Raw genomic sequence first — 24,548 nt, 5'->3', positions numbered from 1 at the left:
AAGTAAATACACAGAATTATTTACAGGGTCACGCAGTATCAGGATCAGCCCGCAACCCCCGAGCCACATCCATCTTCTTTGCAACCAGAACAGCGGCGTCCAGTTCACTGCACTGATGCTTCCGCATCAACGCCCTCCGTTCCGCTTTTTCTTCTTTTTCCGTCATCCCCAGTGCCAGATACAAGCTCGGTGGCACTACCCGGAACAAGGCTTCAATTTTTTTCGCCAGCACCACCCCTTCGGTATAACAGCGGGGCAATTTACTGGCGGAAAGCAGTACCGCTTTTTGCTCTTCCGTCAGTTTCTTAAACCGGGCAATCTGTTCCACTTCATCCGGTGGCATAGTGAGACACAACCACCATTCTGCCATATTCAGCATCTTTTCGGCGGTATCCGGATAATCCGCCAGGTTTTGCGTGGCAAGCCACAGCCAGGCCCCCAGTTTACGCCACATTTTCACCACCTTGGTCATATAGGGGGATAACAACGGGTTGGTGGTGGTGATATGGCCTTCGTCAATCACCAGTTGCAGCTCGCGGTCCTGATACTGATCCCGTTCGGCGAGGTTATTGACTTTATTAATCAGTGACACCATCGCCAGTGCCATTTGTGCCGAGTAGTTCTCCCGCGCCAGTGTGCCCAAATCAATCAGGGTGACATCCACTTCCGGCCATGGCGTGCCGGGACGGTTAAACAGTTCTCCCTCAAATCCCTGGGTAAACATTGACATGGCGCTGGCCATTTCATCGGCTCGTGCCCGTCGGTGGGCTGTGATTAATGGCTGCCCATGTTCATCCAGCTGATGATTGCGGGCGGTGGCATACAATGCATTCTGCAAATCTGATGCTACCATCTGGCGTGACTCTGCAAAATTGGTCTGAGCCGCCTGCATAATGGCTTCGCGGATAAGCTCCCGATCAGAACGGGTCAGCCGCTCTTCTTCTCTTTTTTCACCGCCGGTGATCATCAGCCGGGCAGCAATTTCCATCTCGCCCAGAATATCGCGCTGTTCATCCCCCTCTTCTTCCGGTTGCCCATCCATATCAGGAATGTCGGTTTCATGAATGCGCAATTGCCTGGGGCTGAGTTGTAGCAACTGATGCGCATCGGCAAACAGCGCCAGACTGACCCCACAGCCCGGTCTGATGCCAATTTTATTCACCGTCAGCCCCAGACTTTCGTAGTAATCGGCCAGCAGACCAAAACTGTTGCCCGCCTCCACAATAAACAGGCGCGGCCGGTGTATGGCCATTAACTGGATAAGCGAGGCGCATAGCGTGGCGGATTTCCCGGCACCGGTCGGGCCAAACAGCAGTAGGTGGGCATTCTGGGTGCGATCCTGTTTGTTCATCGGATCGAAGGTCAGCGGTGCCCCGCCCCGGTTAAAGAAACTGAACCCCGGATGCCCGGTGCCGGTCGAACGCCCCGTGACCGGCAGCAACCCGGCCAGATGCTGTACCCAGGTCAACCGGCTGTACCAGTGTTTTTTATCCTTTAGCGGATTAAAGCACATCGGCAGTGCCCGTAAATAGGCATTCAGCGGGGAGACACTGAATTCCGGTCGGACAGGCTGTAACCCTGCCGTCAACAGGGTGGAAGACAGCTGGTGCACCCGATGGTCCAGATCAGAAACATCCTTGCCGCGCACCAGAAACGTGAGCGCACTGCGGTACAGTTTATGCCGTCGACCCAGTAGTGCTTTGACTTCCTGCACATCCTGCCGGACGCGCAGTGATTCGGTGTTTTCCCCCACGGCATTTTTCGCCAGCCGGGTAAAATCCTCTTCCAGCCAGTCCTGTGCCTGCGCCACAATCGTCAGTGAGACCACGGTGCCCTCCGGCATCATATCCATCAGAGTATTGATATTGTCACCCCGTTTCACTTCGCCGGTCAGCGTACCCGGCTCCGGCGGACGACGCAGACGTTCGACCGGCACCGCTTTGTGCGGCAGGCCGTCAAACCACCAGACTCCTGCATCGGGATCAGACACCGGCGGAGTAAACCACAGGCTTTCGGCAAAGTCATTACTGACGGGGAGATCCGATTGTGTAGGGGCTTCATAACTGACGGTACGGTAAAAATCGGCTTTTGCCATCCCCCAATCCGGCGCCGGATTAAAATGACGCAGCAACCAACGGTGGATCTGCCCGCCATGTTGTCGGCGGGCAATCACACCGGCAGCAGCCAGTGATGAAACCAGCCGCTCGCAGACCTGATTGAGCGCAGCCACCGCCGATAAGGTCAGATGGTTGACAGGGGATCTGCGCCCGTCAGGCAGCCACCGGTAAACCACCATACGGGTCTGGCGCTGCTGGCCCCGCCACGGTTGCCCGGTGATTAAGATGTCCTGAAATATCCCGTCAGGCCGGGCAATGCTGTTCAGGTGATGCTCAGATTCCGCCAGAAAGGCGTCAGTAAACAGTGTTCCCTGTGCCCAGGGTTTCACATAGCCCCGCAAGGTGTTGAGATAGTCAGCAGGATCATCTTCATCCTGACAAAAAAACTGCACCACCCATGGCGAAATATCGTCCTCTTCCAGACTGTCCTGGATCGCATCTTCCAGTTGATCCCGGATTTCAGTCAACCGCTCAGCGGGACGGCCTTCGGTGGCAATGGATTCAATCTGATAGACCGCGCCGACGGAAATCCCGTCATCCAACAATAAACATTGCCCGTCTTCCAGATATTCCACCCAGGGCAGGTAATCGATAATAGAAGGATTGGCCTGATAAATGGCGGCTTCATCCGCTTCACGCAGTTTGCCGGGGCGGTTCAGTGCCTTGAGTTTTTCCATTACAGTGCCTCCGTGCGTTCACCCGGCAGGGCATACTGTACCTGCTGATAAAACGGAAATACCGTGCTGTAGCCCGGTATCGGCGTGTTGCCGGCAACCAGATGTGGGAAGATATACATCACCATATCGGGATTCGGTAAGCGGGGAAACTGCTGGCTGATTTCCTGCGCGGCTGAACGGCTGTAATGATAAGGTTCTTCCAGAGCCCTGAGCCGTTCAGATACAGTTAAAGAACGGCGCAGTGTTTCCCTTGCCGATTCGGTGGCATGACCTGCCTTATTCCCCTGCCACATTGCCAGTACTGTCTGCTTTCCGGCAGGGAGTAAGGCGTCTTTCGAAGTGGTACATCCGACTAATAGCCCTGCCAACCCCAACAGCCAATAATATTTTATTTTCCGCATACGGCGGCCTCCGGGATACCAAGAGCAGTAAACATGGCAAATTCCGGATGTACTGCCAATTCTGATAAGGTAAAGGGCAAAGGCACCCACTGTTCAGGTGCCATGCTGGCTTTGCCTTCTACCACCGCCTGCCACTGGGTTTCCGTCAGACGAAAGACAGTAAAATCTCCGTCACTCAACGGCTGACATTCTCTGCCGGTTGAAAGGTACAACCGGCACTCTTTTTTACGCACCGCACGCCAGTAAAGCTGCACCCGTGCGGGTTCAGTCAGTGACATCACCGACACTTGCAGGCAATACGGGGAACCCGCACTGAATATCCACTGAGAAGGGGTCTTTTCCATTAATCTAATGCTTCCTGATTATCACGTTGGGCTGGCTCACTCACGCCGTAGCGCACCTTACGTCCTTTCGTTTCATAATCAATCGCCAGGCGTTGTGTGATATGCACCACAACACGGGCACCGGGCGGGACGTAAACCGCATCAAACGTCTGGCTGTAGCGCTGTTTGAGCCATTCACTCATGTCATTCATGCCACCTGACATCGCTTTGCCTAATGCGGCCTGTCCGGCATTGCCCGTTAACGCGGTCGTGATACCGCCTGTGCCGTTGGTCTGGGCGGTATGCTGACTTTCACTCAGGGCATCGCCGGCCGAATTCATGGCCGAGAGGGCAAACAGGGTCGGCAGATAAGTGCTGGCATTGGATTTGCGTTCACCGCTGATACAGGGAATGCCGTTTTCATCGGACAGCCAGCCGATGCCGTCCGCACTGCTGTGGGTGTTTTGCCCTGCGCCCGGCAGGGTACGCACCGTGCCGTCCTGAAAGACAACCGTGATGGAATTAACCTGACCGCGCACGCAGGAAAGCGTCCAGTCACCACTGGCCGAGCCGGACACCACCGCCCCTTCCACCTCCGGCAGTTCAATGCCGTTGGCCGTCAGGTTGTCTTTGCCGATAAGAATTTTGAACGGATAAGGGTCAGTCACCGTCCCATTGACCGGCACCCGGCCTAATAACGCGGTCATCGCCTGACTGCCCACTAACGTGGCATTTTCCGGCAGGGTATAGACCGGTTTTTCGTTTTCTTCCTTCGGGGGGTTCTGAAGCGCAGCATATTGGGATTTATTTTGCCCGGCAGTGGGCTGTTCACTTAAAAATGAGGTCGGGTATTGTGCCGAGGTATGGCCATGGCCGATGCCCTGCCCGTTTGCCGGTTTTTCATCGGCCGGCGTTATCCAGATAAGGTCATCCTGCCCGGTGCCTGTATTTACTGAATAGGGATGGCTTCCCGCGCCCAGCGGTACCGGACTGTCGGGCGTAGTCAGCGGGGTTGAATTCAGCCGCTCGGTCAGTAAATCAATCTGTGCCAGTAATCCCTGCTGTTCATCCTGTAGGTCGCGCCGGCGCTGTTCATCATCCTGCCGGATAGTGGCAACCGCTGCGTCTATCTGACTGGCCACATCGTGATGCTGATTTTTGAGCTGGTCATTTTCTTTCAGGATATCGGCATTCTGCCGAGTTAACCGCTGTTGTTCTGTCCGCACTTGATTGAGTGTGCCGACCAGCGTTCGCAGGGTATCTTCCGGCGTATCGCCGCCAATCCCCAGTGCCTGTAACTCCTCCGGGGACAGCGAGGCCAGGGCATGATTGGGCGGTGTCGCGGGCGCAACCGTGTCTGTTGAACTGCAACTTTTGATGCCGATAAACCCGCCGATCATCAGCACCGCCGGCACCAGTATTTTCACCAGGCTGTTGGACTTAATCTGCATGGCGGACTCCAGATTTTTTCAAAGCTGGCTCAGGGATAAAGGCGTTTTCCGGCTGCCCTTTGACCACCAGATATAGCACCGTGGTCTCTTCCGGTGTCCCGGCGGCTCCCAGCCAGCGATGCTGAAACGTCGCGGCCACAAATTGCCCCTGCAAGGCGCGCGGGTCGAGCGTGAGCGTGCGTTTGTCGATATTGCGCAATTTCAGCGCCACGACGGAATAATTTTTAACAGCCCAGCCTGCCAGCGGAGAGATGGCTATCGGCGCTGAGAGATAGAGTGTCGTGATGATCGAAGGTAAGTGCAGGTTGACCGGATGAATGCCAGTGACCGGCTCAAGGGTGCGCAGCGGTGCATACAGCTGCTGCGCGGCATAGCGGGTTAACACCACCGGCACGGGCGCAGATAATGTGTCTTGGCTCTGCAAAGGGGATTTTTCGGCTGACACAGTCGACTTTTCATCCGCGTAAATCAGGCGTACCGGCTCGTCCGGGGCCGTTTTAGCAGTACGGATATCCAGCAGAATAATTTCACCGTTTTCACTGTCCTGTAATTGCAGACGGGTCGGCGGAAAAGCCTGACGGGCTTTCAGGTAAATCGCCCCGCCTGCACTCTGCACCCGCAATTTATCGCTGAGTGACGGCGTCAACCCGACCCGTACATTCCGGTCAGCAAAAATAATCCGTTCCTGACCGACTTGCAGCGTCACCGGTAACGGAATGCGTTCCCAGGTCAGCAATTCATCTGCGTTCGCTCCAAAACTGGACAACAACACGCTACTTAGCATCAGTCCCAAACAGGTAAAGAGAGAAGGCAACCTTTTCATTGAAACATCCCTTTTTTCTCTTCCACGGGTTGCGGCATGGCTTCCAACCGTTGTGGCATCCCATCGTAACAATCCAGTGCCAACCCGAACGGGTTACGCTCGGCATCCCCCTCCCAACGCACCACTTTCAGGGGATAACGCACCAGCGCTCGTTTAACGGGTTCGGCGTGATAATATTCATCCGCCACCAAATCCAGCCGCACCCTCCAATTATCCCGGTTGTGTACCGTCACACTGTTTGTCTCATAGCCCCGACCGGGAATTTCGTATACCACCCGCACCCGGTCGAGCAACTCACCACTGTCGGCCCGGATTTTGGCATCTTCCTGCAAAAAATCCTGACAGGCAGGGGTCAGATAGGGCGATAAGGCCACAATTTTGGCCGGATAATCCTGTGCCCCGTTTTTCGGCCAGGCATTCAGTTGCTGGAAAATATAAAACGCAAAACTGTAGACACTCGGTGCCGGAACTTCCCACCACGCCCGGGTGCTGCCACTGCGTAAATCCGGCGGGTTATGAATGGTGAGATTGCGCGGTGCCGTCATCCAGCCCGTGAGCGAGATCAATAAGACCAGCACCAGTACCCCGCAGGCAAGTCGCAGGGTCAGAATATGCTGGTCACGGTTTTTCAGTGCATGTCGAAACCGGCTCATCGTGCGCTCCTGCTGCGCCGTAATGACCAGCCCTGCGCCGCAATAACCAACGTCGGATCACCGATCCCCAACCGCCGTTTTTTTTCTTCCAATTTCAGCCAGAGATAATTTTCCGGTTTACCGCGTTTAAACTGCGCAAGCCAGCGCCCGCCAAAGCTAATTAACAACAAAGGCATGACCAGCATGCCGGTGGGGATCATCACCCAGCCCGCTAACGGGATAAAAGGCAGGCTCACCATCAGCCCGACGCCTATTCCGGCTACTGCCGCCAGCCCCATCTCCGGGGTGGTGAAGCCGCGAAAGACCACCGGTTCGGCGTTTAAGCGATCGGGTAAGAACGGGATCGTCTGCATGTGCGCCCCTTAAAAAATAATGCCGGCCGATTTCGCCAGCAGCCAAATCACCGCAACCAATAGCACCACGCCGACCACGATGATCGAGCCAAACTGTGTCCAGGTGGCTTTGCCGTCCCGCACTTCCGAAAAGGTTTCAACCGCCGCCGAGGCGACCTTAAAAAACGCCACTGCCGAAAGGATCAGCCCACCAATCACAATACCATCCTGGGCATAGCCCTTCACCTGTCCCAGTAATCCGCCCCCGCCACCACTTTTTGGCGGTTCGATAGCCGGCAAATCGGCCCGGGCTGATTGACAGAAAAGACCGGACAGCAAAAAAACGGTACTTATTCTGGTTATCAGATTCGCACTGATACGACGGCAAACGGTAAAAATTGGCTTCATGTTCAATTCATTCCTTTTTCATTATGTTCGTTGCATCAGCTGGCAAACATCCAGACCGCAACCACCAGTAAGATGGCGGTTCGCATAGCAAACTGGCTGATTGTCTGGTTACGTACTTTTTCATTCGCCCAGCCGTTCCAGACATCGACCGCGGCCCAGGCTGCCCAGAGAAACAGGGTGGCTAAGAAAAATCCGACGCAGACCAGATACAGAAAAGTGATATCAAAGTGCCCCGAGGCCACGGTAAAGGCAGTGCGTTGTGCTTCGGTCATTGCGGATGTTCCTGCCGGTAATGACCGGATACACTGCCTGACGCCTGCTGCTGGGCGCGGGAAGGGGTCAGGTAGTGATCAATACCGGCTTTGATGGTGTTGAGATCCGTTTTGATACGGAGGTAATCAAAGTCATAGCGAGGGCGGGTTGGGGTGTCAGACTGCTTTTCGGCGAGGCTTGCGCGCTCCAATGCTATCTGTACCTGCTCAATCAAACGCTTTGCACTCGCCAGTTCGTCTTTTTCAGCCGCCTGCGCAAGCGGTATACACAATACAATCATCCCCAGCAGACAGGCAGAACGGGACAAAGAAAAGTCACCACGCATCAACACTTACCTCGTTATGGATTTCAGGAGGCCGAGGATGCGGGGTTTTTCAGGTCAAATCAGCAATAAACTCTTTCTGCTTTGGTGAAAATTAGCTAAATAGTCTGGCTAACTTATTCAGCCAAAACTTAATGATGAAGGAAAACACATGCTGCGGATTGATTTAAACGTCCCCGATGATGAATACGAAAAGGCACGGAAGCTGGGTGCGCACTGGGATGCCGTTGAACAAATCTGGTATATCGATAACAGCATTGACCCGACGCCGTTTATCAACTGGCTGCCGTTTTACAATGTTCATGCGGAATACTGGTATCTCGCCCAGACTCAGACTACCTGCCCGCACTGTCAGGGAAACACCATAGCGACGGCTTTTATGCTGCCTGCCGGTCATCAGCTGCTGGAAGTGGACAGCAACGATAAACCCGATACCGAAATTGATTATACCGAGCAGGACAGACCGGCGTTCCTGTTTTATCTCGCCGATCTTCCCACCCTTGTGCGTAGCGTGCTGCCCGGCTTTCACCACCGCCTGCGCAAAGTCGTCAACCAGCCACTACAACGGCAGCACTGGATAAACCACTGCGAACACTGTGACGTACAGCAGGATGATACCGAACTGTTTGCCGAAATCAATGGGGCGTTCTTTCCTGCTTCCAAAGAGCAAGCGGCAGCTATTCAGCTGCATCGTATCGATCAGCCGTTTGTCGGGTATTGTGAAGATATTTCGGATCATCACTACTATTTCGATCCGAAGGGAAGCAGCCGAGCCTGTCAGGCTTGTGACTGGTTTGAATGGATGGCGCAAGTGGTTAACACCCCATCCGTATATCGCCATTAGTCCTGCATTCAGATCCAGATTTGATGCGGTTTGTAGCCACATCAAATCTTAGTTTTTAATGATAAAGACCGCCACTGGGTTAATCATATATTCAAATAGTAACTGACATAATTACTGTTAAGCACAGGCCCAATGAATTTTATTCGTTAACAAATCTATTTGAGCTACACCATCCCCGCCTAGATTGGGATCACCCAGACTTTCATCAAATTCAAAATAAAACTCGCTCAAGTCATCCGGAATAGATTGCGCTGGGTGTGCAGTCCCACCAAAATGGTGATCATAAAAATACTTATCTAAATTAAGATTCAGTTTCCCACTGACTCCATGAAATATCGGTATATACCCCTGAATATCTTCTACTTTCAAGCTATCAATAGCTTCTGTATCTTCAATAGCATCTAACCAATCCGGATATTCTTCTGGCTTTATTCCTACATTAGGATCATCAGACTGTGGTACTAAACTGAAATATTTTGCTGGCTGATCAGAGGAGAAACAATGGGTTTCATGCATTGATTCATAATCAACAGGCATGCAATCTTTACTGGGTAATTCGCACTGTTTTCCCGAACATTCCTCTTCGGTCAGATAAATAAAACACCAACTTCCACCTATATCGTCAACCTGATACACTTCACGCAGATGCCTATTGTTACGGTATAGGATCAATTCCTGCCAAAAAGCGTCATCGCCTAAAGCTTCTCCTCCTTCCTCTAAAAACTCATTTACACCTTCTTTATCGTCATCTTCAAAATCATCGCCCTGAAAAACAGATAAATATTCTACATCAGAACTTCTCACATTATATTCAGCAGGAATTTTCACGGTAAAAATATGTGCCATTGGTACACCGTTAACCCGGCTTCTTGGCCATTGCCAGGGTTGAATACCAGAAGGTCTTCCATATGCCCATCCATCAGTCCCGGTCTCAGAGTATGTCACGACATATATATTCTTCGGTTTTTTCATATCCATTTCCAAAAATCTTTCCTAATAAAAGCCATCCATAAGATTTAAATATTTTTTCATTTTTGTTGATATCTTCTTTATCACAAAAACTAATATCTGTTGCAAACTGACGCGCCGCTGTGCGGCTTGTCTGCTAGCAATGGAGTACAAAACAAAAAACGTTTTGCACTCCATTGCCCAGCGCACTTAAAGGTATTTCTTAAACATCGATGTGGTGATCACCACTGCCATACCTAAAAGTAGCGCTGCTGGCAACAATATCACCGTAGGATACACCACACCCGGCCACGATAAATACAGCACACAAGGAATGGTGCAGGCCGGTTTAATCCCTCGTTTGGCATGGTGATAAACAAAACTCGATTCATACCCGGCTCCGTAACGTCGTAAGTCCCGCCGCCCCAGCCCATCAACCAGTGCAACTATCACCACCATCACAAACAAGGGGACGGATAACAACAAAATTACCAGCCGGGTCAACGTCACCATCGTGATAAACACCGTGGCCAGCCAATACTCCCGCAAATGCCCCGATATACCCTGTAATACCGTATTGAATTCACGCATAAAATCATTACGACTATTGAACTGGTATTGCGACTGTCCCTGAACCCAGCTCATAAAACCACTGTCTACAAACAACCAGTTATAGGTTTGCGCCAACCCTGCCGAAACGGTTTGTGAAGGCTCAGCCAACAACAGGCTTCGGGTAAATTCCGTGGATAAAAATTTAAGTTCAATTTTCATCATATTCTGACTGTGAGTCGCACCCTCTTCCAGCCAGAAAAAAGCCATACCGAGATATTCCAGTAACAGGCTGAATAGCCAGGACATCACAATAAACCCAATGAGTTGCCACGGCCATTCCCATAACAGACGATAAAGCAGGCCATACTTGCGGGGCAGTTGGGAAGGTTGGCGGGATTGTTTTTCTGACTGTGCCATAACCGGAAACTACCCCTTCTCTTCCCACCAGTTTTCACTGGTGCGGTAGTGCCGGCGCATCTGTTCGGCAATGTGCTGCAAACTGGCCGGCATCAGGGCATCATCGTCATCGCCTGTGGGCAACGGCATGCGGATTTTCCACAACTGCCCGCCTTCCAGCAGTGCAAATGCCTGCCCTTTCGGCAGGTTAATCATCTCCGCCGGCGTCACCAGCGGGGTTTTGACGGTGCCGACCCTGTCCTGAGTGGACGAGGTAAAATCCTGCCCCTGTTCAACATCGGCAATATCAGAATGCCCCGATACCAGTGTCTTGCTGTAGATTTCCACTTCCGGCAGCTGACTGGTGAGTAGCTCCGCCGTCCGGTTATCCCGTACCCGCAACATAATCAGGGTATTGAAGTTCCCCACCACTTGTGCGGTTTTGGCCGGGCTGCCGGTACGGGCTTCGATATCAGAAGAGGTTTGGGTGTACGCCGTGACCTGCATGCCCGCACCGCCGCCTTTGTTAATGAGCGGAATAAATTCATCGCCCATCAATTCATTGAATTCGTCGCAATGCAGGTTAATCGCCAGCTTGCCGTCATGGCGAACCGGTAACCCCGCGTTCATACCATATTTGTAAATCTGCCCCGCGACACTGACCAGATCGGCAAACATGCTGTTGCCCACGGCGGAGGCCACATCGCTGTCAGACAGCGCATCCAGCCCGATATAAACAATCCCGTTTTTGCGGATCACCTGCTCCCAGTCGAAAATGGGTCGCAAGTCAGTCATATTGAGGTAATCCGGTGATAATAATTCTGCGATTTTGCCGGTAGTCAGTTTTTCCAGCAACGGCAATAAGGATGCGACAATTTTGTCAAAATAAGTACGGTCATATCGCACGGCAGAACGCAGCCCGTCCAGAATGGGGTCATAGAGCTGTTTGCCCGCCTCAGAACTCAACGTCATTTCCATGGCCCAGAGCCGGAGGGCATCGGGCTGCCCCTGCATATTGCGCGGAATGTCTTTTTCTTTCAGTTTGCTGAGAGAGTGATTGATTTGCGCCAGCAGTTCCGGTTGCCTCTCTTCCATCACTCTAGTGGCATAACGCTGATACAATTCACTGATATTATTGACGTAGCGGGTAATCAGCTGGTAATCCGGCCGGTACCCCAGTGCCACCAGTGCACGGGCGACAATATTGACAAACCGCCAGGCAAATTCACGAAACGCAGCACTGTTGCCTTCGCCGCTGAGCTGCCCCGCCAGACGGGAGGCCACCTCGGATACCCGGCCGAACCGCCCGACGGCATTATAACGGGCAGAGATTTCCGGCCAGCCCAAATGAAAGAGGGACAGTTCATGACCACGCCCTGCCCGGTGCGCCTCTGCCCAGATGCGCCTTAACAAATCAGCGTCGCCTTTGGGATCAAACACAATCACCACCTCGCCGCGTCGGATATCCTGCGTTATCAGTAGTTCAGCCAACCGGGTTTTTCCTACCCGGGTTGTCCCCATCACCAAGGTGTGCCCAACCCGTTCGCGCAAGTCCATAAACACGTCCGCTTCCTGTGGCTCAATGCCGTGGAGTGCCGGATTGCCGCCCACCGGGGGCAGCGGGCGCACCGGATTAAACAACGAATCCTTGCGCAACAGCGCAGATAATGTCGGCCAGCGGTATTCAGTTCGGCGTTCCAGTTCGCGGGCAAACTGATAAACCCGGGGCGGCTGCACGAATCGTTCCACTTCCGGTCGTCGTGTATCCTGCAAACGCTGGGTATGCTTCTGCTGCCAGCGAAATCCCCGCCCCAAAAACAATCGCCGGTGACTGACAGGAATGTGCTTTGTACTCATCAGGTAACGCGGCAGGCGGCGTAGGTTTCTGCGATAGCGGATGACCTGAATGCCCTGCCAGGTGCGCACTATCGCCAGTGCGGCAAAACTGCCCGCCATCACGTAACTGACTGAAGGTGTCAGTGCAATGGCCTAGGGAGCCCGGATACAGACAAATGCCGCAACGGCGGCGACCAGCGCCGTATTCAGTTCAACGGCCGGACGCAGCAAGGCTTCAACCACATAACGGCGGTTCATGGTGATAACTGCTGAGCAAGCTGGGTGTCGGTAATTAACACCGGATAATGTTGCAACTGCAACCGACGGGCCAGTTCGGTGCCGGAAGCCGGTGACAGCAGTAACCCCGGGGCTAATGCGCGCAATGCCTGTAAACCCGCCATTTCCCTGACATTGACGACCAGACCCACGGCATTCAGTTTCATCAATGTGGCCGCATATTGGCTTAACCACTGGCGTGAGTCCGGATCATCCCCAATCAGAAACAGAGCGCCAATCCCCGGCAATTGCAGTGATCTGCTGGCGACTTTCCCCGGTGACAGTTCCGGTGTGCTGACAGGCAACATGACAGATTCACCTATTACTTCGGGAGAAAAAGACGGTGCCGATGGTAGAGACGCATCATGTTGTTCGGCATTAATGCTGTCATAAAAGGGCGAGGCATCTTTGCCGCCTAAATCGGCAATGACATTCAGTTCGGCATGGCAAGCTGTCATCCATAATAAACCCACAACGGGGAATAAGTTCAGCGGTTTCATAATGAGGTGATCTGCCATCCCTGCTCTCCCTGCCGCAACAAGACCGGCATCCGACCCTTGCCAAACCGGAACCAGTACCCCGCATCATGATTCAGGGTGATTTGTCGGCTGCGTACCCACTCAACGGGGATCTGATGTTTTTTGGCCCATTGCCGCAACAAGCTATCATTCCCCTGACTGTCGACCAGATAGATATCAACAGATTGCTTCGCAGCCAACACTTCAGCCAAGCAGGTTTCACACGACAGGCAATCTTTCGCTTTGACAAACAGGGCCAGACGGCCGTTTATCTCCCGTGATTTTTCCATGTTAACGGGCAGAACATCAGGAAACAGCCGCTGCCAGGCCGCATTCACTTCTCGCTGAAAGCGCAGTTCTTTTTCAGTGCGAGCGAATTCTGTTTTGACCCACTGTTCAGCATAACGACGGCGTTCGGCCTCATTTTCAGCCTCAATGCCCAAGGTTGTCAGCGGATCAAGTCCCGGCGATTGAATTCCTCTTGGCCCCATCATCAGATGCTGATAACGCTGGTATTCATCTGCCTTCAGTCCCCATTGCCCGGCTGGTGTTTTCAACGTTTGCGGTTGGCTTTCCACCGTTTGCGTCTGCTGTGACGTTAAAGGTGTCGGTGCATCTGCCCATGCCGGGTTGCCGAGTACGACCCACACCATCAGCCCCCTTTGAGACCATTTCATGGCTGCTTTCCTTGTGGGGGCTGTGGGAGCTGATAACCCGGTCGCAGATGGTGACAAACCTGACGTTGTACCGCATCCACGTCCAGTTGCCAGGCCGGGCCTGCCATAAGCTGCAAAGCCGTATGCAGCCGGACAGGGCCGAACTGATGGTGCACGGACGGCAACGGCTGACGATATAAAATGTCATTGGTTTTTTCAGGTGCACACAAGGTATAGCCCGACTGGCGCAAGACATCACGCAGGGCATCGCCCACCGTAGGCTTCTGGGAAGCAGGGAGACGCACCTCAATCAACTGGGAAAGCGGGTCACGCTGTGCGGCTGTCGGGTCGATACTGATCAACAGATATCGGTCATGACGAATAACTTCCGGCGTGGATTGATAAATATCAGAAGGAACAGGCTGAATAGTGCGCGTGACCTGCGTTGCAGAAACCACCTGTTCGGAGATGGGTTGGGGTTGTTTGGACGGGGAATGACATCCCGTCAGGAGAGTGGCCAATATGCCCATTAATAGGGTTATTCTCATTCCTGTTATTCCTGCCCGGCAATAAAAGCCTCAATGTGCAGGAAATAACAGGATTTATTCAATCAACAACTGAAACTGCCTTTTAGGAAATAAAAATCTTATCACTTATTATTCTGCGATTTTTACTGACACCGTCTTGCGTGTTGTACGTTCAATCAATTTCCCTTCCTGATCAAAATAACGACTTGGCCAAATTTCGGAAGGATGGATCTCAAGGGTATTTGCAATGATCCATTCCCCTTTTGGCCAGGCGCGTGACAGGGTATTGGCAAGGGTTGAGGAGCTTAATCCGGCTTCGCGGGAGACGGCGGCGAGGGTTGTACCACGTTTGCGTAATGCACAAATAATTTCGGCTGGGTGCCAGTCTTTCTGAGTGTGAGTCATAGTCATACCTGCTTCCCTTTCTGTAGATTATTGGTGGTAGTTCAGACAGGGTTAGCAATACCGGAAACACTCGACCGGCGAGACGTGAGTCTCCCCTGCCTGAACCACCATTGAAAGGGTGATAGCAGACACACTGGTAGAAATATCCTACCAGTGGAGTGTTTCTCAGGGTTGCTAATCCCTGACTATCGGATTTTGCCGATAGCATTTCTACTTTAACGAATTACGTTATCTAATTCAATAATTGAACGTGTAAGTTTTACAAGTAAATTGAATTATTTGAATGACTGGTGCTGTTTAAATAAAACACTTAAGTTGCATGAGCCAATTGAACTCACAACCAAAAGAGGACATTACTAATTAAGCGTTGTGTCTAATCTTGGGTCAGATCAATCTTCTTCTATTATCTATTTGTAGTAACATTGCCATCCAGTGAAGCGTGTTGACTCTCGGGATCATCTCTGGGAAAGAACAATTTGTAGTTTTGAACTTTTGTAACTAGGTAGGAATATGATGCGCCTGTTGAAATTGGCTGAACAAAACAGAAAAGAAGCGAATAAGCTGCTCAATCCTAAGACCAAATCAGCGCTCGGTCAATTTATGACCCCTGCACCAATTTGTTTGTTCTTGGCAAGTCTATTCGACAACATCAAGAGTAACGTAAAGCTACTTGACCCCGGCTGTGGCGTGGGGTCGCTTTCTGCTGCATTTATCGATCGAGCGTTGAGCCTGGGAGTCGAAAGAGTAGAGCTTGATGTCTACGACATCGAAGATGTGATGTTACCGTTCCTAGATAAAACACTGGAAGCCTGTAGTAAGGAGTTTGGGAAAAATTTTTCATATAAGGTTAACAAAACAGACTACATTATTGATACAAGTCTATTCGTGAAAAACCTTTCCAATAGTGAAGAGATTGAAACGTATAGTCATGTAATTATGAACCCGCCATACAAAAAAATTCTATCTTCCAGCGCTCATCGAATTTCGCTGAGCAATGCAGGCATAGAAACGGTTAATTTATACTCAGGATTCGTTGCCTTAGCTTTAAAACAGTTGAGGCAGAGGGGCGAGTTGGTGGCAATCATTCCACGGTCTTTCTGTAATGGCCCGTATTATCAACCTTTCCGTGAACAACTACTTTCAGAAACGTCCATCAAGCACATCCATATTTTTGACTCTCGTAATACTGCTTTTGCAGAAGATAAAGTTCTTCAAGAAAATATTATCATTCACTGTATCAAAGGTGTTTCACAGGGTGAAGTAACAATCACTTCAAGCCCAACATCCGATTTTCATCTTGATGAAGAGACTGGGCAAATAACAGCAACGGATATGACTCAACGTAAGGTTTCCATCGACAAGATAGTAAATCCTGCGGATAAACAAAAATTCATTCATATCGCAGCAAGCCCAAGAGAACAACATATTATTGAAAGATTGTCACCTTTCACATCAACTTTAGATGATCTAAAAATTCAGGTTAGCACAGGGCCGGTAGTCAACTTCCGACTTCGAGACGACCTCCGCGAAAATTTGGACTCTGAATCAGTGCCGCTTATTTTCCCCCAGCATTTAAATGGGAAAGTTCATTGGCCTCTCGACGGGAAAAAACCAAATGCTATAAGGGTCTCCGATTCATCGCGGCCATGGCTTTGGAAGAATGAAGGTTACTTCTTGATTATAAAAAGGTTTAGTAGCAAGGATGAAAAAAAGCGAATCATGGCTACATTGTATGATTCATCCCTTCCGGGTGATTTGATCGGTTTTGAAAATAAAACCAACGTTTTCCATATTAAAAAAACTGGTATGGATGCAGATCTTGCACGTGGGCTTTATGCCTATTTGAATTGCACTTTACTGGACAAATACTACCGCCAATTTGGGGGGCATACCCAAGTAAATGCCACAGATTTGAGATCAATTCACTATCCTTCACTGAAAGTTTTACGGAAAATGGGCCGTGAGGTGGGCGATGAAATTCTTAATAGTAACCACATTGATGAAATCATTAATAGGGAGTTAGACTTGATGACAGAAGGAAAAACTACTGATCCACTTAAAGCGCAAGAAAAAATCGAGCAATCTCTTGAAATATTGCGCTTACTGGGAATGCCTCGTGCTCAAATAAATGAACGTTCAGCTCTGACCTTACTCGCGCTACTTGACCTTCATCCTGATGGGAGTTGGGAAAAAATACGAAGGCCTATGTTAGGTGTTACTCCGATCATGGATTGGTGCAGAGATGTATACGGCAAAGAATATGCGCCGAACACACGTGAAACTTTCCGCCGACAAACACTTCACCAATTCTGTGATGGCGGAATCGCTTTATACAATCCTGATGAACCTGATCGGGCTGTTAACTCACCTAAATCCTGTTATCAATTAGCATCTGAATTACACGCTGTACTGTTAACTTACGGTACTCCTGAATGGGATATATCAATTAAGGAGCATATGGACAATATTTCCACCTTGGTTGAACAATATGCTATGGCGAGAAAAATGGAAATGATCCCTCTAAAGCTGAACGATGGTACGGATTTAATCTTAAGCCCTGGAGCCCATAGCCAGCTGATCAAGGATATCATTGTTGAGTTTGGACCTCGCTTCGCCCCAGAAGCCGAAGTTATATATATCGGAGATACCGGTGCGAAAGAAGCTCATTTCCGTAAGGAGCGACTTGCTGAGTTGGGCGTCATTGTTGACCGTAAAGGAAAATTGCCTGATGTTGTTCTTTATTGGAAAGAGCGTAATTGGTTACTGTTAATCGAGTCTGTCACATCTCATGGTCCAGTTGATGGAAAACGCCACGGCGAATTAGCAAAATTATTTGCAAATTCTAAACCCGGATTGGTATATGTCACCGCATTCCCTGACCGTAAAACGATGGCAAAGTATCTTATGGATCTATCGTGGGAAACGGAGGTTTGGGTCGCTGATGCTCCGACTCACATGATACATTTGAATGGCGATCGATTCCTTGGCCCACACACTTAAGCAAACGAACTAATCATACAATGATTAATGGAACCCGAACATCGACTCCATTTTTATGGCTTTAGCCAGTTTAAGAAGCCCTGTGATAACAGGGCAATACGTTAATGAAGAAAACACCGTTCAGAACGGAATTTCCGAATCCCAGTCGGTGTCATCCTTTTCCGGTAACACTGAGACCTGTACTGGCTGTGTTTTTTTTCTTTCCTGATTAACAGGTTGAGCTGATGGCTGCTTCTGTGCCGGCTTATGCCCAGCCTGCTGAGATGCCGCGTGCTTCGAATCCCCACGACTTCCCAACATCTGCATCGAACCATTCACATTCACTACCACTTCCGTTGAATAGCGATCCTGGCCCTGGTTATCCTGCCATTTGCGGGTTTTCAGCTGGCCTTCAATATAGACCTGTGCCCCTTTCTGCAAATATTCTTCGGCAATTTCTGCTAACTTGCCGAAGATTACCACCCGGTGCCATTCGGTTTTCTCCCGGACTTCACCGGTTTGTTTATCCCGCCAGCTGTCTGAGGTGGCCAGAGAAAGCGTTGCCACTGTGCCACCGGCAGGCAGGTAACGGATTTCCGGCTCCTGCCCCAGATAGCCGACTAAAATCACTTTGTTGATTCCGCGTGAAGACATACCCATTTCCTTATCGGTTAAACTGACTGACGTTGTGTCCATTGTCCCTGTTTCAGGGCAAATTCCGCCTGCTCACGTCGGACAAAATATTCTACCGACTCACGGGAGCAGAGAGTACCTCCATCCATCGTGCCGATATAAAACCCCGCACGGCGGCGCAAAACGATTAACGGTAATTGTTTATGGCAATATTGCAGGGCCAGAACCCCAATCGGTGCAACATTCATAGTGGTATCCTGTTGTCTTTGATAATAAAGGGACTGCCCTGAAAACTCAGGGCAGGTCAGCGGAATAACAAAGGAATATCAGAAAGAGTTCTCTGCATATTCTTTTTGCGTGATGCCGTTCTGAGGCGGCATCGAGTCGGATTGTTCGGCCTGATACACTTTCTCCTGACCGATTTTAATCCAGTCAACCTTGATCAGACGGGCTTTCAGGCTGACGCGCTGTTCACCGGCATGATCTCCGCGTTTCAGGGTAAAAATATCGGTGGAGGGATTGCTTAAGGTGAAGCCCAGCAACACTTTTTTGTCCTCGTCTACAGATTTCTGGCAACGACCGATCAGACTGGTCGCCTCCTTGCCGACCACGGTGATATCAAAACGCACATAGACCGGGCTATCACCCGGCCCGTTCAGCGCATTGATCACACAGCTCAGGAACGTCCCGCTGGCGGTGCTGACATGGCGGATATTATGCAGGTAACCCAGTCCTTTAATATTCAGGTTGAAATAGTCGTTTTTGGTTAAGGATGCGGTGTTCTCAGACATTCGATGTTCTCCATGGAGGTAAAAAAATAAGGGATGACGGAGAAAATCCGGTTCCCTGACGGGAATGATTTTTCCCGCCGGGCGTCAGACGCATACGTTGTTGACGTGCTGATAAAGAATAAAAAACCTTCACTGCCACTGGACTGACAATATCTGCTTTCAAAGGTGGGCAGATGTACCGCAATCATGCGCTCCCTTTCAGGCTACGGGAGTTTTCGGCTAAAACAGCATGATTTTTAAAGCACCAGTCCGTGCGGTCAATCCTTAATCCCATTTTCAGTCCGGCGAATTTCCCCGCCGGGTTTTTCGGGAGCCGGTCACCGCGTTAGCGTTCAGCATCCCTTTGCATGCCGGATAGCGGGTGCAGCCCCAGAACGGGGTTGTTTTTCCCGCCCGTTTTTGCATCGGGCCGCCACAGCGCGGGCACGCCGGGGTTTTCGGCAGGGTAAACCGGATCGGCTGTGTTTTGCCCTTTTCCACTAAATGCACCAGCCATTGCGCCTGTTTCTGCATAAAGCCATCCAGTGTGGCCCGGCCCCGGGCAATGTCGTCCAGTGACTGTTCCCAGAGTGCCGTCATGCCCGGATGGGTCAGGACGTCCGGCAGCCCGGCAATCAGCTCCTGCGCCAGCTGCGTTGCATGCAGGTTTTTCTTTTTTCGCGCCAGCAGCTGACGTTTAAACAGGGCTTCAATGATACCTGCCCGGGTAGCCTCCGTGCCCAGCCCGGCATTTTCCCGCAGCACTTTTTTAAGCTTCGGATCGTGGATAAACGCAGCGGCATTTTTCATGGCGGCAATCAGCGTACCTTCGGTAAAAGGCGCAGGCGGCCGGGTTTGCCGGGGCTGTATTTCTGCACGGAGTACCGGGCAGATTTCCTCTTTTTTCAATGCAGGCAGAGCGGTATTGTCGTCCTGCTCCTGCACCTGTTTTTCATCGGCAAACAAGGCCTTCCAGCCTGTGACCACACCCACCCGCCCTTTCGCCTGAAATAACTGACCGCCGATATTCAATGTCACGTTAGTCACATCCGTTTCCTGCGCAGGCAGAAACTGCGCCAGATAATACTGGCGGATCAACTGATAGACTTTTAATTCGTCTGCCGTCAGTTTTGTCATATCAAACGTGTGGCGGGTCGGAATAATGGCATGGTGTGCGGTGATTTGGCTGTCATTCCAGACACGGGAAAGCAGGCTGGCATCCAGTTGGCTGATAATGCCGCTCATCGCCGGGTCGGTACGGGTCAGTGCGGTAAAAACCGCCGGAATATCTGCCCGCATGGAAACCGGCAGATAACCACAATCCGTGCGCGGATAGGTGGTCGCTTTATGGGTTTCATACAGCGACTGGGCAATCGTCAGCACCTGACCGGCCCCCATGCCCCACTGGCGGGAAGCCACCTGCTGGAGTGTCCCCAAATCAAAACAAAGCGGCGGCGGGGTTTTCTCCCGTTTCCGGGTGAGTTCTGTCACCACAGCATGTTGTGTCTGTTGGCAGGCTCTGACCACACGATGTGCGATATCCTCCCGACTACAGCGTTTTTCTTCATCACACGCATCGGGGGCGGGCAGCCACTTGGCCCGAAAGGTCATATTCTCTTTTTGTAATGTGGTCATCACCTGCCAGTAAGGCTTGGGTTCAAACCGGCCGATAGCATTATCGCGGTTTACGACCAGCGCCAGTGTCGGCGTCTGAACCCGTCCGATGGATAACACTTCACCAAATCCCTGTGCCTGTGCTTTCAGGGTATACAGGCGGGTCAGATTGATGCCCATCAGCCAGTCAGCACGTACCCGACCCAGCCCGGCCTGATAAAGCGGTTCCGTTTGTTTCCCCGGTAATAACGCGGCCAGAGCCTGCCGGATACTGGTTTCATCCAGTGCAGACAGCCACAGCCGCCTGACGGGACCGGTGAAACGGCAGAATTCCAGCAGTTCACGGGCGATCACTTCCCCTTCACGGTCGGCATCGGTGGCGATAATCACTTCGTTGGCCTGTTTCAGTAACTGTCTGATCACAGCAAACTGATCGGCAGTCTCTTTCTTCACTGTCCATTGCCACTGCACAGGCAGTACCGGCAGGGGTTCCATGCGCCACGGCGGGCCGAATTGTTCACCATAGTGCTCCGGTGCGGCCATTTCCAGTAAATGCCCGATAGCCCAGGTGACTGTAATACTGCCGCCAAAGAGATAACCCTGCCCTCGCTGTTTCACACCCAGCACCCGGGCGATATCTCTGGCCTGAGAGGGCTTTTCACATAAATAAAGTGGCATATCACCCCCTCCCTGCATCCTGAGCCACCGTGCGCAGGGGGGGTGAAAAATCAGAACGCAGCCGGCCCGACAGAATATCGGGGTCCGGTTCGCCCAGCCATTTAATGGCTTCAAGGCCTGCCGGCGTTTTTTCCTCAATATCCGCACGGGTCACCTTCAGAGGGCGGTAAGAACGCACCAGACCATAAATCTGGCGGATCACCCGACTGCCGTTATGCAGCAACGCATCCCGCTCTGAACGAGAAATAAAACCGTAATGAAACTCCTGAAAGGTTTTCATCGCCAGCTGGTCGAAACCGACAACAGCCAGACACAGCGGTAACCCAGCGGGGAGTGACTGTAGACCCCGATATTCATCGGTTCAACAGAGGAAACCGCGGATAACGTCACCTGTGCCGGCAGGGCGTTCAGTGTTTCCTGCAAGGTGGCAATACTCTGCTGAAGGCTGGCCGAGGCCGCCACCAGGGCCTGTTCCAGTTTCATCAGCCAGCTGTCGGCATACGGGTTATCGGCAGCCGCATCCTCACTGATGGTGCCCGCCCGTTTAATTACCTGCGGCATGCCGATAATGTCCGGGTATTGACGGCGGCCGGTGATGTCTTCTTTTTTACGCCCTGCCCAGAGGCGGATGGCGTAGTGGGTGTGAAGTTCAATCGTTAATGAAGAGGTTAATACCCCGGCGCGTAAATGTGACTGGGATGATGATTTATCTTCTGCATCAGACATGTACAACGACTCCTGTTTGGCCTTGATAAGTCAGTCAAACTATCAGGGCAGAGGAGACAAAGACTCAATAGATAACCAGTTATGAAAAAAGAGAAAAATGATGGGTTTTATTCACTGTCAAAAAAGGTGTCTTTTTAGCCAGTATTGGCACTGCCAACATTGTATGATAATGATCCATTCTGGATTCATGTCTAAAGGATAATACTACCTGACTTAATTATCTGTTGAGTTTCATCCTGAATTTACAAGGAGAAGACAAATGCCATTTAAGCCCCCTTTCACCCAAAAATTTTCACCTGGTGATTTAATATATGGTTTACAACTTCAAAGGACGATATATGCTAGATTATTACGTATTGAGATAAGATTAGATCAGTACAATGTACGAGCATCAATAGTTGATCAATATGTAGTTCCACGGGAGGTTGATATAATAAAAACGGGACAACGCCAATTTTATAATATGACTCTGCCCCAAAACCTCCCTTATTTTCAAAATTTTCTTTCCCACCTATCAGAACATCCCAAATACCGTACTGCACTAACATATCCCAATGAACATCCATCCCGTATATCAGGCAGAAAATGTAAGGGTTCATTATCATGGATAACCATAGGGAATAACAATCTGACCGAAGATATGCATATTCATTTCATACTTGATGATATAGACATGGAATATGTCGTGAAGAAAAAGGAATACCCAGGAGCTGAATCAAATGTAACAGCAAGTGAATTAAGGTGGATCTTCAGAAATAAGGAGCACCCTCAAGTCAAAAGAAAGATACAGTTTTGGAAAAATTTGGAGCCTACTATTCCCCCCTGGGAGGAAAATGGAGCAGTGTTATGGAGAGAATACATTCCACGTAATCTCCCTGTTGGCTTCGTAGGATTACCTTGAAGATATGCAATGCTGATAACGCTCTGATGTAAACAGATAACATTCACATTTTTATTCCCTTCAAAGCCAGTTTTTTACCCAGCTTGTTGAACCTGTTAATATTGTGTGTTTTTTACACTTTGTTGGACCCTCCAACACAGTATGATTTTTAATCTGTGTTGGACCCTCCAACACAGTACATTTTTCATACATACTACTTCTGGTAGTATTTCGCCAGATTCATCTGCTGACGGATCTCACTCACCACGTTGCGGACATGTGCCGGTGAAGCTGGTTGCACCGGACGTGAAACAGGCTGTTCAGGCTCAGTCGGTCGTCTTGCGGGGACTGCCACCGTGGCGGGAACACCGGTCTGCCCCGGCTGCACAAATAATTTCCCTTCCCGTGCCCGTTTCATGACGGTCAGCAGCCAGCCCACCGGATTGCCGATGCTGCCTGTCCGCAGGGCGTTATCCAGACTGCTCAGTACCGTTTGCGCCTGTTCAGCAGGCAGCGCCTGTAACTGACTGGTCAGCATGGTCACATCGTCCGACTCCAGTTGCCGGCACAGCCCTTCGGGCAGAAAAATAGCGGATGACTGATCTACGTATGTTTTTTTATTCACACTCTGTGTGAAAGAACGTACATAACAGTTCGGTTTAGTGGTTTGACTATAACCTGTTGATTTAAGACTGAGTTCGGTTTCCGAATTCTGTGTCTCTGAGGGTGCCTGCTGACTGAGTCCGGCAGCCGGACCCGGTACTGACTGACGGCGTTCGGTCTGAATGTCAGCATCGGATGACGCTGTTTTCAGGGTCTGACGCATCACCGCCTGCTGTGGCGTCTGCGCGGCCCCCAGCCTTGCTTCCAGCAAACTGATATGACTGTGGCGATGGCGCATCTGCGGGTCAGCTTTGATTTCCGTCAGGACATCCCGGGCGGTCTGGCTGAGGGTTCTGTTTTTACTGCGACAGGCTTCAGAAACCGTCTCCAGCCAGCCGGGATCGAAGGTTTCCGCATCGCGGCAGGTCAGCGGTTCATCGTGCTGGGCATAGATATTGCCCCTGACCCGCCCGTTGTCATCACGGATCCGTTTGCACAGACTCAGCCAGCCGGTTATTCGCAGCATCAGTAACACCCGGCTGACGGTTTCACGGGACGCTTTCCCTTTATAGGGTGACGCCAGCAACACCTGCAATTCATCGTAACTGGGAAAAACCGCGCCCTCATTTTGCTGCGCATAAAGGCGTATCATCATCCAGCCGGTTTTATCCAGCGGGGACAAACGATTATCCAGCAACAAACGCCGGGGATAGGCATCCTGAATGTTGCCCATAAACAGCAGACCACTGCGCAGTTGTGAAACATCGTCGTCCGCCCGCGCGGCCAGCCGGTTTTTCATTTTATCAATCGTATGGGCAAGTAAACTGTCTGCGGGCAGGGCCATGGTTTTGCTTATCTCCGGGGTTAATACGTCAAAAAATATTCTCAGGGCTGCACCCGGTCTTCACTTCGCGGCCGGATGCAGAA

Annotated in this window: 25 protein-coding genes and 2 pseudogenes; 3 read left to right on the top strand and 24 right to left on the bottom strand. The window is 51.0% G+C overall.

The genetic code is table 11. The features are described 5' to 3' along the window. Nucleotides 1–28: 28 nt before the first annotated feature. Genes BDD26_RS05400 through BDD26_RS05355 form a run of 10 tightly spaced genes read right to left on the bottom strand, consistent with a single transcriptional unit; the run spans nucleotide 29 to nucleotide 7,783 of the window. Nucleotides 29–2,794 (bottom strand): conjugative transfer ATPase, encoded by a 2,766-nt coding sequence (locus BDD26_RS05400; RefSeq protein ID WP_115825762.1) that lies wholly within the window; start codon nucleotides 2,792–2,794, stop codon nucleotides 29–31. Then, nucleotides 2,794–3,195 carry a TIGR03751 family conjugal transfer lipoprotein gene (locus tag BDD26_RS05395; protein WP_115825761.1) on the bottom strand — a complete coding sequence of 134 codons (402 nt, stop codon included), beginning with the start codon at nucleotides 3,193–3,195 and terminating at the stop codon, nucleotides 2,794–2,796. The genes BDD26_RS05400 and BDD26_RS05395 overlap by 1 nt, the downstream gene beginning before the upstream one ends. After that, nucleotides 3,183–3,539 (bottom strand): hypothetical protein, encoded by a 357-nt coding sequence (locus BDD26_RS05390; protein ID WP_115825760.1) that lies wholly within the window; start codon nucleotides 3,537–3,539, stop codon nucleotides 3,183–3,185. Before BDD26_RS05390 ends, BDD26_RS05395 begins: the two co-directional genes overlap by 13 nt. After that, nucleotides 3,539–4,969 carry a TIGR03752 family integrating conjugative element protein gene (locus BDD26_RS05385; protein WP_115825759.1) on the bottom strand — a complete coding sequence of 477 codons (1,431 nt, stop codon included), beginning with the start codon at nucleotides 4,967–4,969 and terminating at the stop codon, nucleotides 3,539–3,541. Before BDD26_RS05385 ends, BDD26_RS05390 begins: the two co-directional genes overlap by 1 nt. Further along, nucleotides 4,959–5,792 (bottom strand): TIGR03749 family integrating conjugative element protein, encoded by an 834-nt coding sequence (locus BDD26_RS05380; RefSeq protein WP_115825758.1) that lies wholly within the window; start codon nucleotides 5,790–5,792, stop codon nucleotides 4,959–4,961. Before BDD26_RS05380 ends, BDD26_RS05385 begins: the two co-directional genes overlap by 11 nt. Continuing rightward, the gene (locus tag BDD26_RS05375; protein WP_115825757.1) at nucleotides 5,789–6,445 is read right to left on the bottom strand and encodes a PFL_4703 family integrating conjugative element protein; all 657 of its coding nucleotides are present in this window, start codon (nucleotides 6,443–6,445) and stop codon (nucleotides 5,789–5,791) included. Before BDD26_RS05375 ends, BDD26_RS05380 begins: the two co-directional genes overlap by 4 nt. Next, nucleotides 6,442–6,798: a TIGR03750 family conjugal transfer protein gene (locus tag BDD26_RS05370; RefSeq protein WP_115825756.1), complete on the bottom strand. Its 357-nt coding sequence runs from the start codon at nucleotides 6,796–6,798 to the stop codon at nucleotides 6,442–6,444. Before BDD26_RS05370 ends, BDD26_RS05375 begins: the two co-directional genes overlap by 4 nt. A 9-nt stretch (nucleotides 6,799–6,807) precedes the next feature. After that, nucleotides 6,808–7,185 carry a TIGR03745 family integrating conjugative element membrane protein gene (locus BDD26_RS05365; RefSeq protein ID WP_115825755.1) on the bottom strand — a complete coding sequence of 126 codons (378 nt, stop codon included), beginning with the start codon at nucleotides 7,183–7,185 and terminating at the stop codon, nucleotides 6,808–6,810. 35 nt (nucleotides 7,186–7,220) lie between these two features. Continuing rightward, nucleotides 7,221–7,457, bottom strand: coding sequence for a TIGR03758 family integrating conjugative element protein (locus BDD26_RS05360; RefSeq protein ID WP_012989740.1), 237 nt, complete (start codon nucleotides 7,455–7,457; stop codon nucleotides 7,221–7,223). Beyond that, nucleotides 7,454–7,783: an integrative conjugative element protein, RAQPRD family gene (locus tag BDD26_RS05355; protein WP_115825754.1), complete on the bottom strand. Its 330-nt coding sequence runs from the start codon at nucleotides 7,781–7,783 to the stop codon at nucleotides 7,454–7,456. The genes BDD26_RS05360 and BDD26_RS05355 overlap by 4 nt, the downstream gene beginning before the upstream one ends. A gap of 148 nt (nucleotides 7,784–7,931) precedes the next feature. Here BDD26_RS05355 and BDD26_RS05350 point away from each other — a divergent pair, with 148 nt between their 5' ends. After that, nucleotides 7,932–8,624 carry a DUF5710 domain-containing protein gene (locus BDD26_RS05350; protein ID WP_115825753.1) on the top strand — a complete coding sequence of 231 codons (693 nt, stop codon included), beginning with the start codon at nucleotides 7,932–7,934 and terminating at the stop codon, nucleotides 8,622–8,624. Nucleotides 8,625–8,741: 117 nt separating this feature from the next. Here the strand turns inward: BDD26_RS05350 and BDD26_RS05345 are convergent, their stop codons facing one another. The 7 genes and pseudogenes from BDD26_RS05345 to BDD26_RS05315 all read right to left on the bottom strand — a co-directional run bounded on the left by BDD26_RS05345 (nucleotide 8,742) and on the right by BDD26_RS05315 (nucleotide 14,744). Continuing rightward, nucleotides 8,742–9,596: a hypothetical protein gene (locus BDD26_RS05345; RefSeq protein ID WP_147299000.1), complete on the bottom strand. Its 855-nt coding sequence runs from the start codon at nucleotides 9,594–9,596 to the stop codon at nucleotides 8,742–8,744. 186 nt (nucleotides 9,597–9,782) lie between these two features. Further along, on the bottom strand, nucleotides 9,783–10,541 hold the full coding sequence (locus BDD26_RS05340; protein ID WP_115825751.1) for a TIGR03747 family integrating conjugative element membrane protein: 759 nt from the start codon (nucleotides 10,539–10,541) through the stop codon (nucleotides 9,783–9,785). Nucleotides 10,542–10,550: 9 nt separating this feature from the next. Continuing rightward, nucleotides 10,551–12,614, bottom strand: a pseudogene (traD, locus tag BDD26_RS05335) (type IV conjugative transfer system coupling protein TraD). Continuing rightward, a complete protein-coding gene (locus BDD26_RS05330; protein ID WP_115825750.1) occupies nucleotides 12,611–13,150 on the bottom strand; it encodes an integrating conjugative element protein in 540 nt (179 codons plus the stop codon). The pseudogene traD and the gene BDD26_RS05330 overlap by 4 nt, the downstream one beginning before the upstream one ends. Further along, on the bottom strand, nucleotides 13,129–13,827 hold the full coding sequence (locus BDD26_RS05325; protein WP_115825749.1) for a TIGR03759 family integrating conjugative element protein: 699 nt from the start codon (nucleotides 13,825–13,827) through the stop codon (nucleotides 13,129–13,131). Before BDD26_RS05325 ends, BDD26_RS05330 begins: the two co-directional genes overlap by 22 nt. Further along, a complete protein-coding gene (gene pilL2, locus BDD26_RS05320) occupies nucleotides 13,824–14,354 on the bottom strand; it encodes a PFGI-1 class ICE element type IV pilus protein PilL2 (RefSeq protein WP_115825748.1) in 531 nt (176 codons plus the stop codon). Before pilL2 ends, BDD26_RS05325 begins: the two co-directional genes overlap by 4 nt. Before the next feature lie 108 nt (nucleotides 14,355–14,462). After that, nucleotides 14,463–14,744: a helix-turn-helix domain-containing protein gene (locus BDD26_RS05315; protein ID WP_115825747.1), complete on the bottom strand. Its 282-nt coding sequence runs from the start codon at nucleotides 14,742–14,744 to the stop codon at nucleotides 14,463–14,465. Nucleotides 14,745–15,248: 504 nt separating this feature from the next. On the opposite strand from BDD26_RS05315, the gene BDD26_RS05310 reads away from it, so the two are divergent. Next, complete coding sequence (locus tag BDD26_RS05310; RefSeq protein ID WP_244922664.1) at nucleotides 15,249–17,738, top strand: BsuBI/PstI family type II restriction endonuclease; 2,490 nt, start codon at nucleotides 15,249–15,251, stop codon at nucleotides 17,736–17,738. Between the two features lie 120 nt (nucleotides 17,739–17,858). Here BDD26_RS05310 and ssb read toward each other — a convergent pair whose 3' ends face one another. The 6 genes and pseudogenes from ssb to BDD26_RS05280 form a co-directional block, all read right to left on the bottom strand. Then, entirely contained in the window at nucleotides 17,859–18,371 is a 513-nt protein-coding gene (gene ssb, locus BDD26_RS05305; protein ID WP_115825746.1) for a single-stranded DNA-binding protein, read from the bottom strand. 17 nt (nucleotides 18,372–18,388) lie between these two features. Beyond that, complete coding sequence (locus BDD26_RS05300; protein ID WP_115825745.1) at nucleotides 18,389–18,598, bottom strand: hypothetical protein; 210 nt, start codon at nucleotides 18,596–18,598, stop codon at nucleotides 18,389–18,391. 78 nt (nucleotides 18,599–18,676) lie between these two features. Then, nucleotides 18,677–19,141, bottom strand: a complete 465-nt coding sequence (locus BDD26_RS05295) for an STY4534 family ICE replication protein (protein WP_115825744.1) — start codon at nucleotides 19,139–19,141, stop codon at nucleotides 18,677–18,679. Next, nucleotides 19,134–19,325: a hypothetical protein gene (locus BDD26_RS05290; protein ID WP_115825743.1), complete on the bottom strand. Its 192-nt coding sequence runs from the start codon at nucleotides 19,323–19,325 to the stop codon at nucleotides 19,134–19,136. Before BDD26_RS05290 ends, BDD26_RS05295 begins: the two co-directional genes overlap by 8 nt. A gap of 92 nt (nucleotides 19,326–19,417) precedes the next feature. Next, nucleotides 19,418–21,412 (bottom strand): DNA topoisomerase III, encoded by a 1,995-nt coding sequence (locus tag BDD26_RS05285; RefSeq protein WP_115825742.1) that lies wholly within the window; start codon nucleotides 21,410–21,412, stop codon nucleotides 19,418–19,420. 1 nt (nucleotide 21,413) lies between these two features. After that, nucleotides 21,414–22,138, bottom strand: a pseudogene (locus tag BDD26_RS05280) (PFL_4669 family integrating conjugative element protein). Nucleotides 22,139–22,397: 259 nt separating this feature from the next. Here BDD26_RS05280 and BDD26_RS05275 point away from each other — a divergent pair. After that, nucleotides 22,398–23,039, top strand: coding sequence for a hypothetical protein (locus BDD26_RS05275; RefSeq protein ID WP_038265553.1), 642 nt, complete (start codon nucleotides 22,398–22,400; stop codon nucleotides 23,037–23,039). 193 nt (nucleotides 23,040–23,232) lie between these two features. Here the strand turns inward: BDD26_RS05275 and BDD26_RS05270 are convergent, their stop codons facing one another. Continuing rightward, nucleotides 23,233–24,465: an STY4528 family pathogenicity island replication protein gene (locus BDD26_RS05270; RefSeq protein ID WP_115825741.1), complete on the bottom strand. Its 1,233-nt coding sequence runs from the start codon at nucleotides 24,463–24,465 to the stop codon at nucleotides 23,233–23,235. Between the last annotated feature and the right edge of the window lie 83 nt (nucleotides 24,466–24,548).

The organism is Xenorhabdus cabanillasii (assembly GCF_003386665.1).
Classification (GTDB): domain Bacteria; phylum Pseudomonadota; class Gammaproteobacteria; order Enterobacterales; family Enterobacteriaceae; genus Xenorhabdus; species Xenorhabdus cabanillasii.
This window is presented reverse-complemented; position numbering and strand designations above follow the sequence as displayed.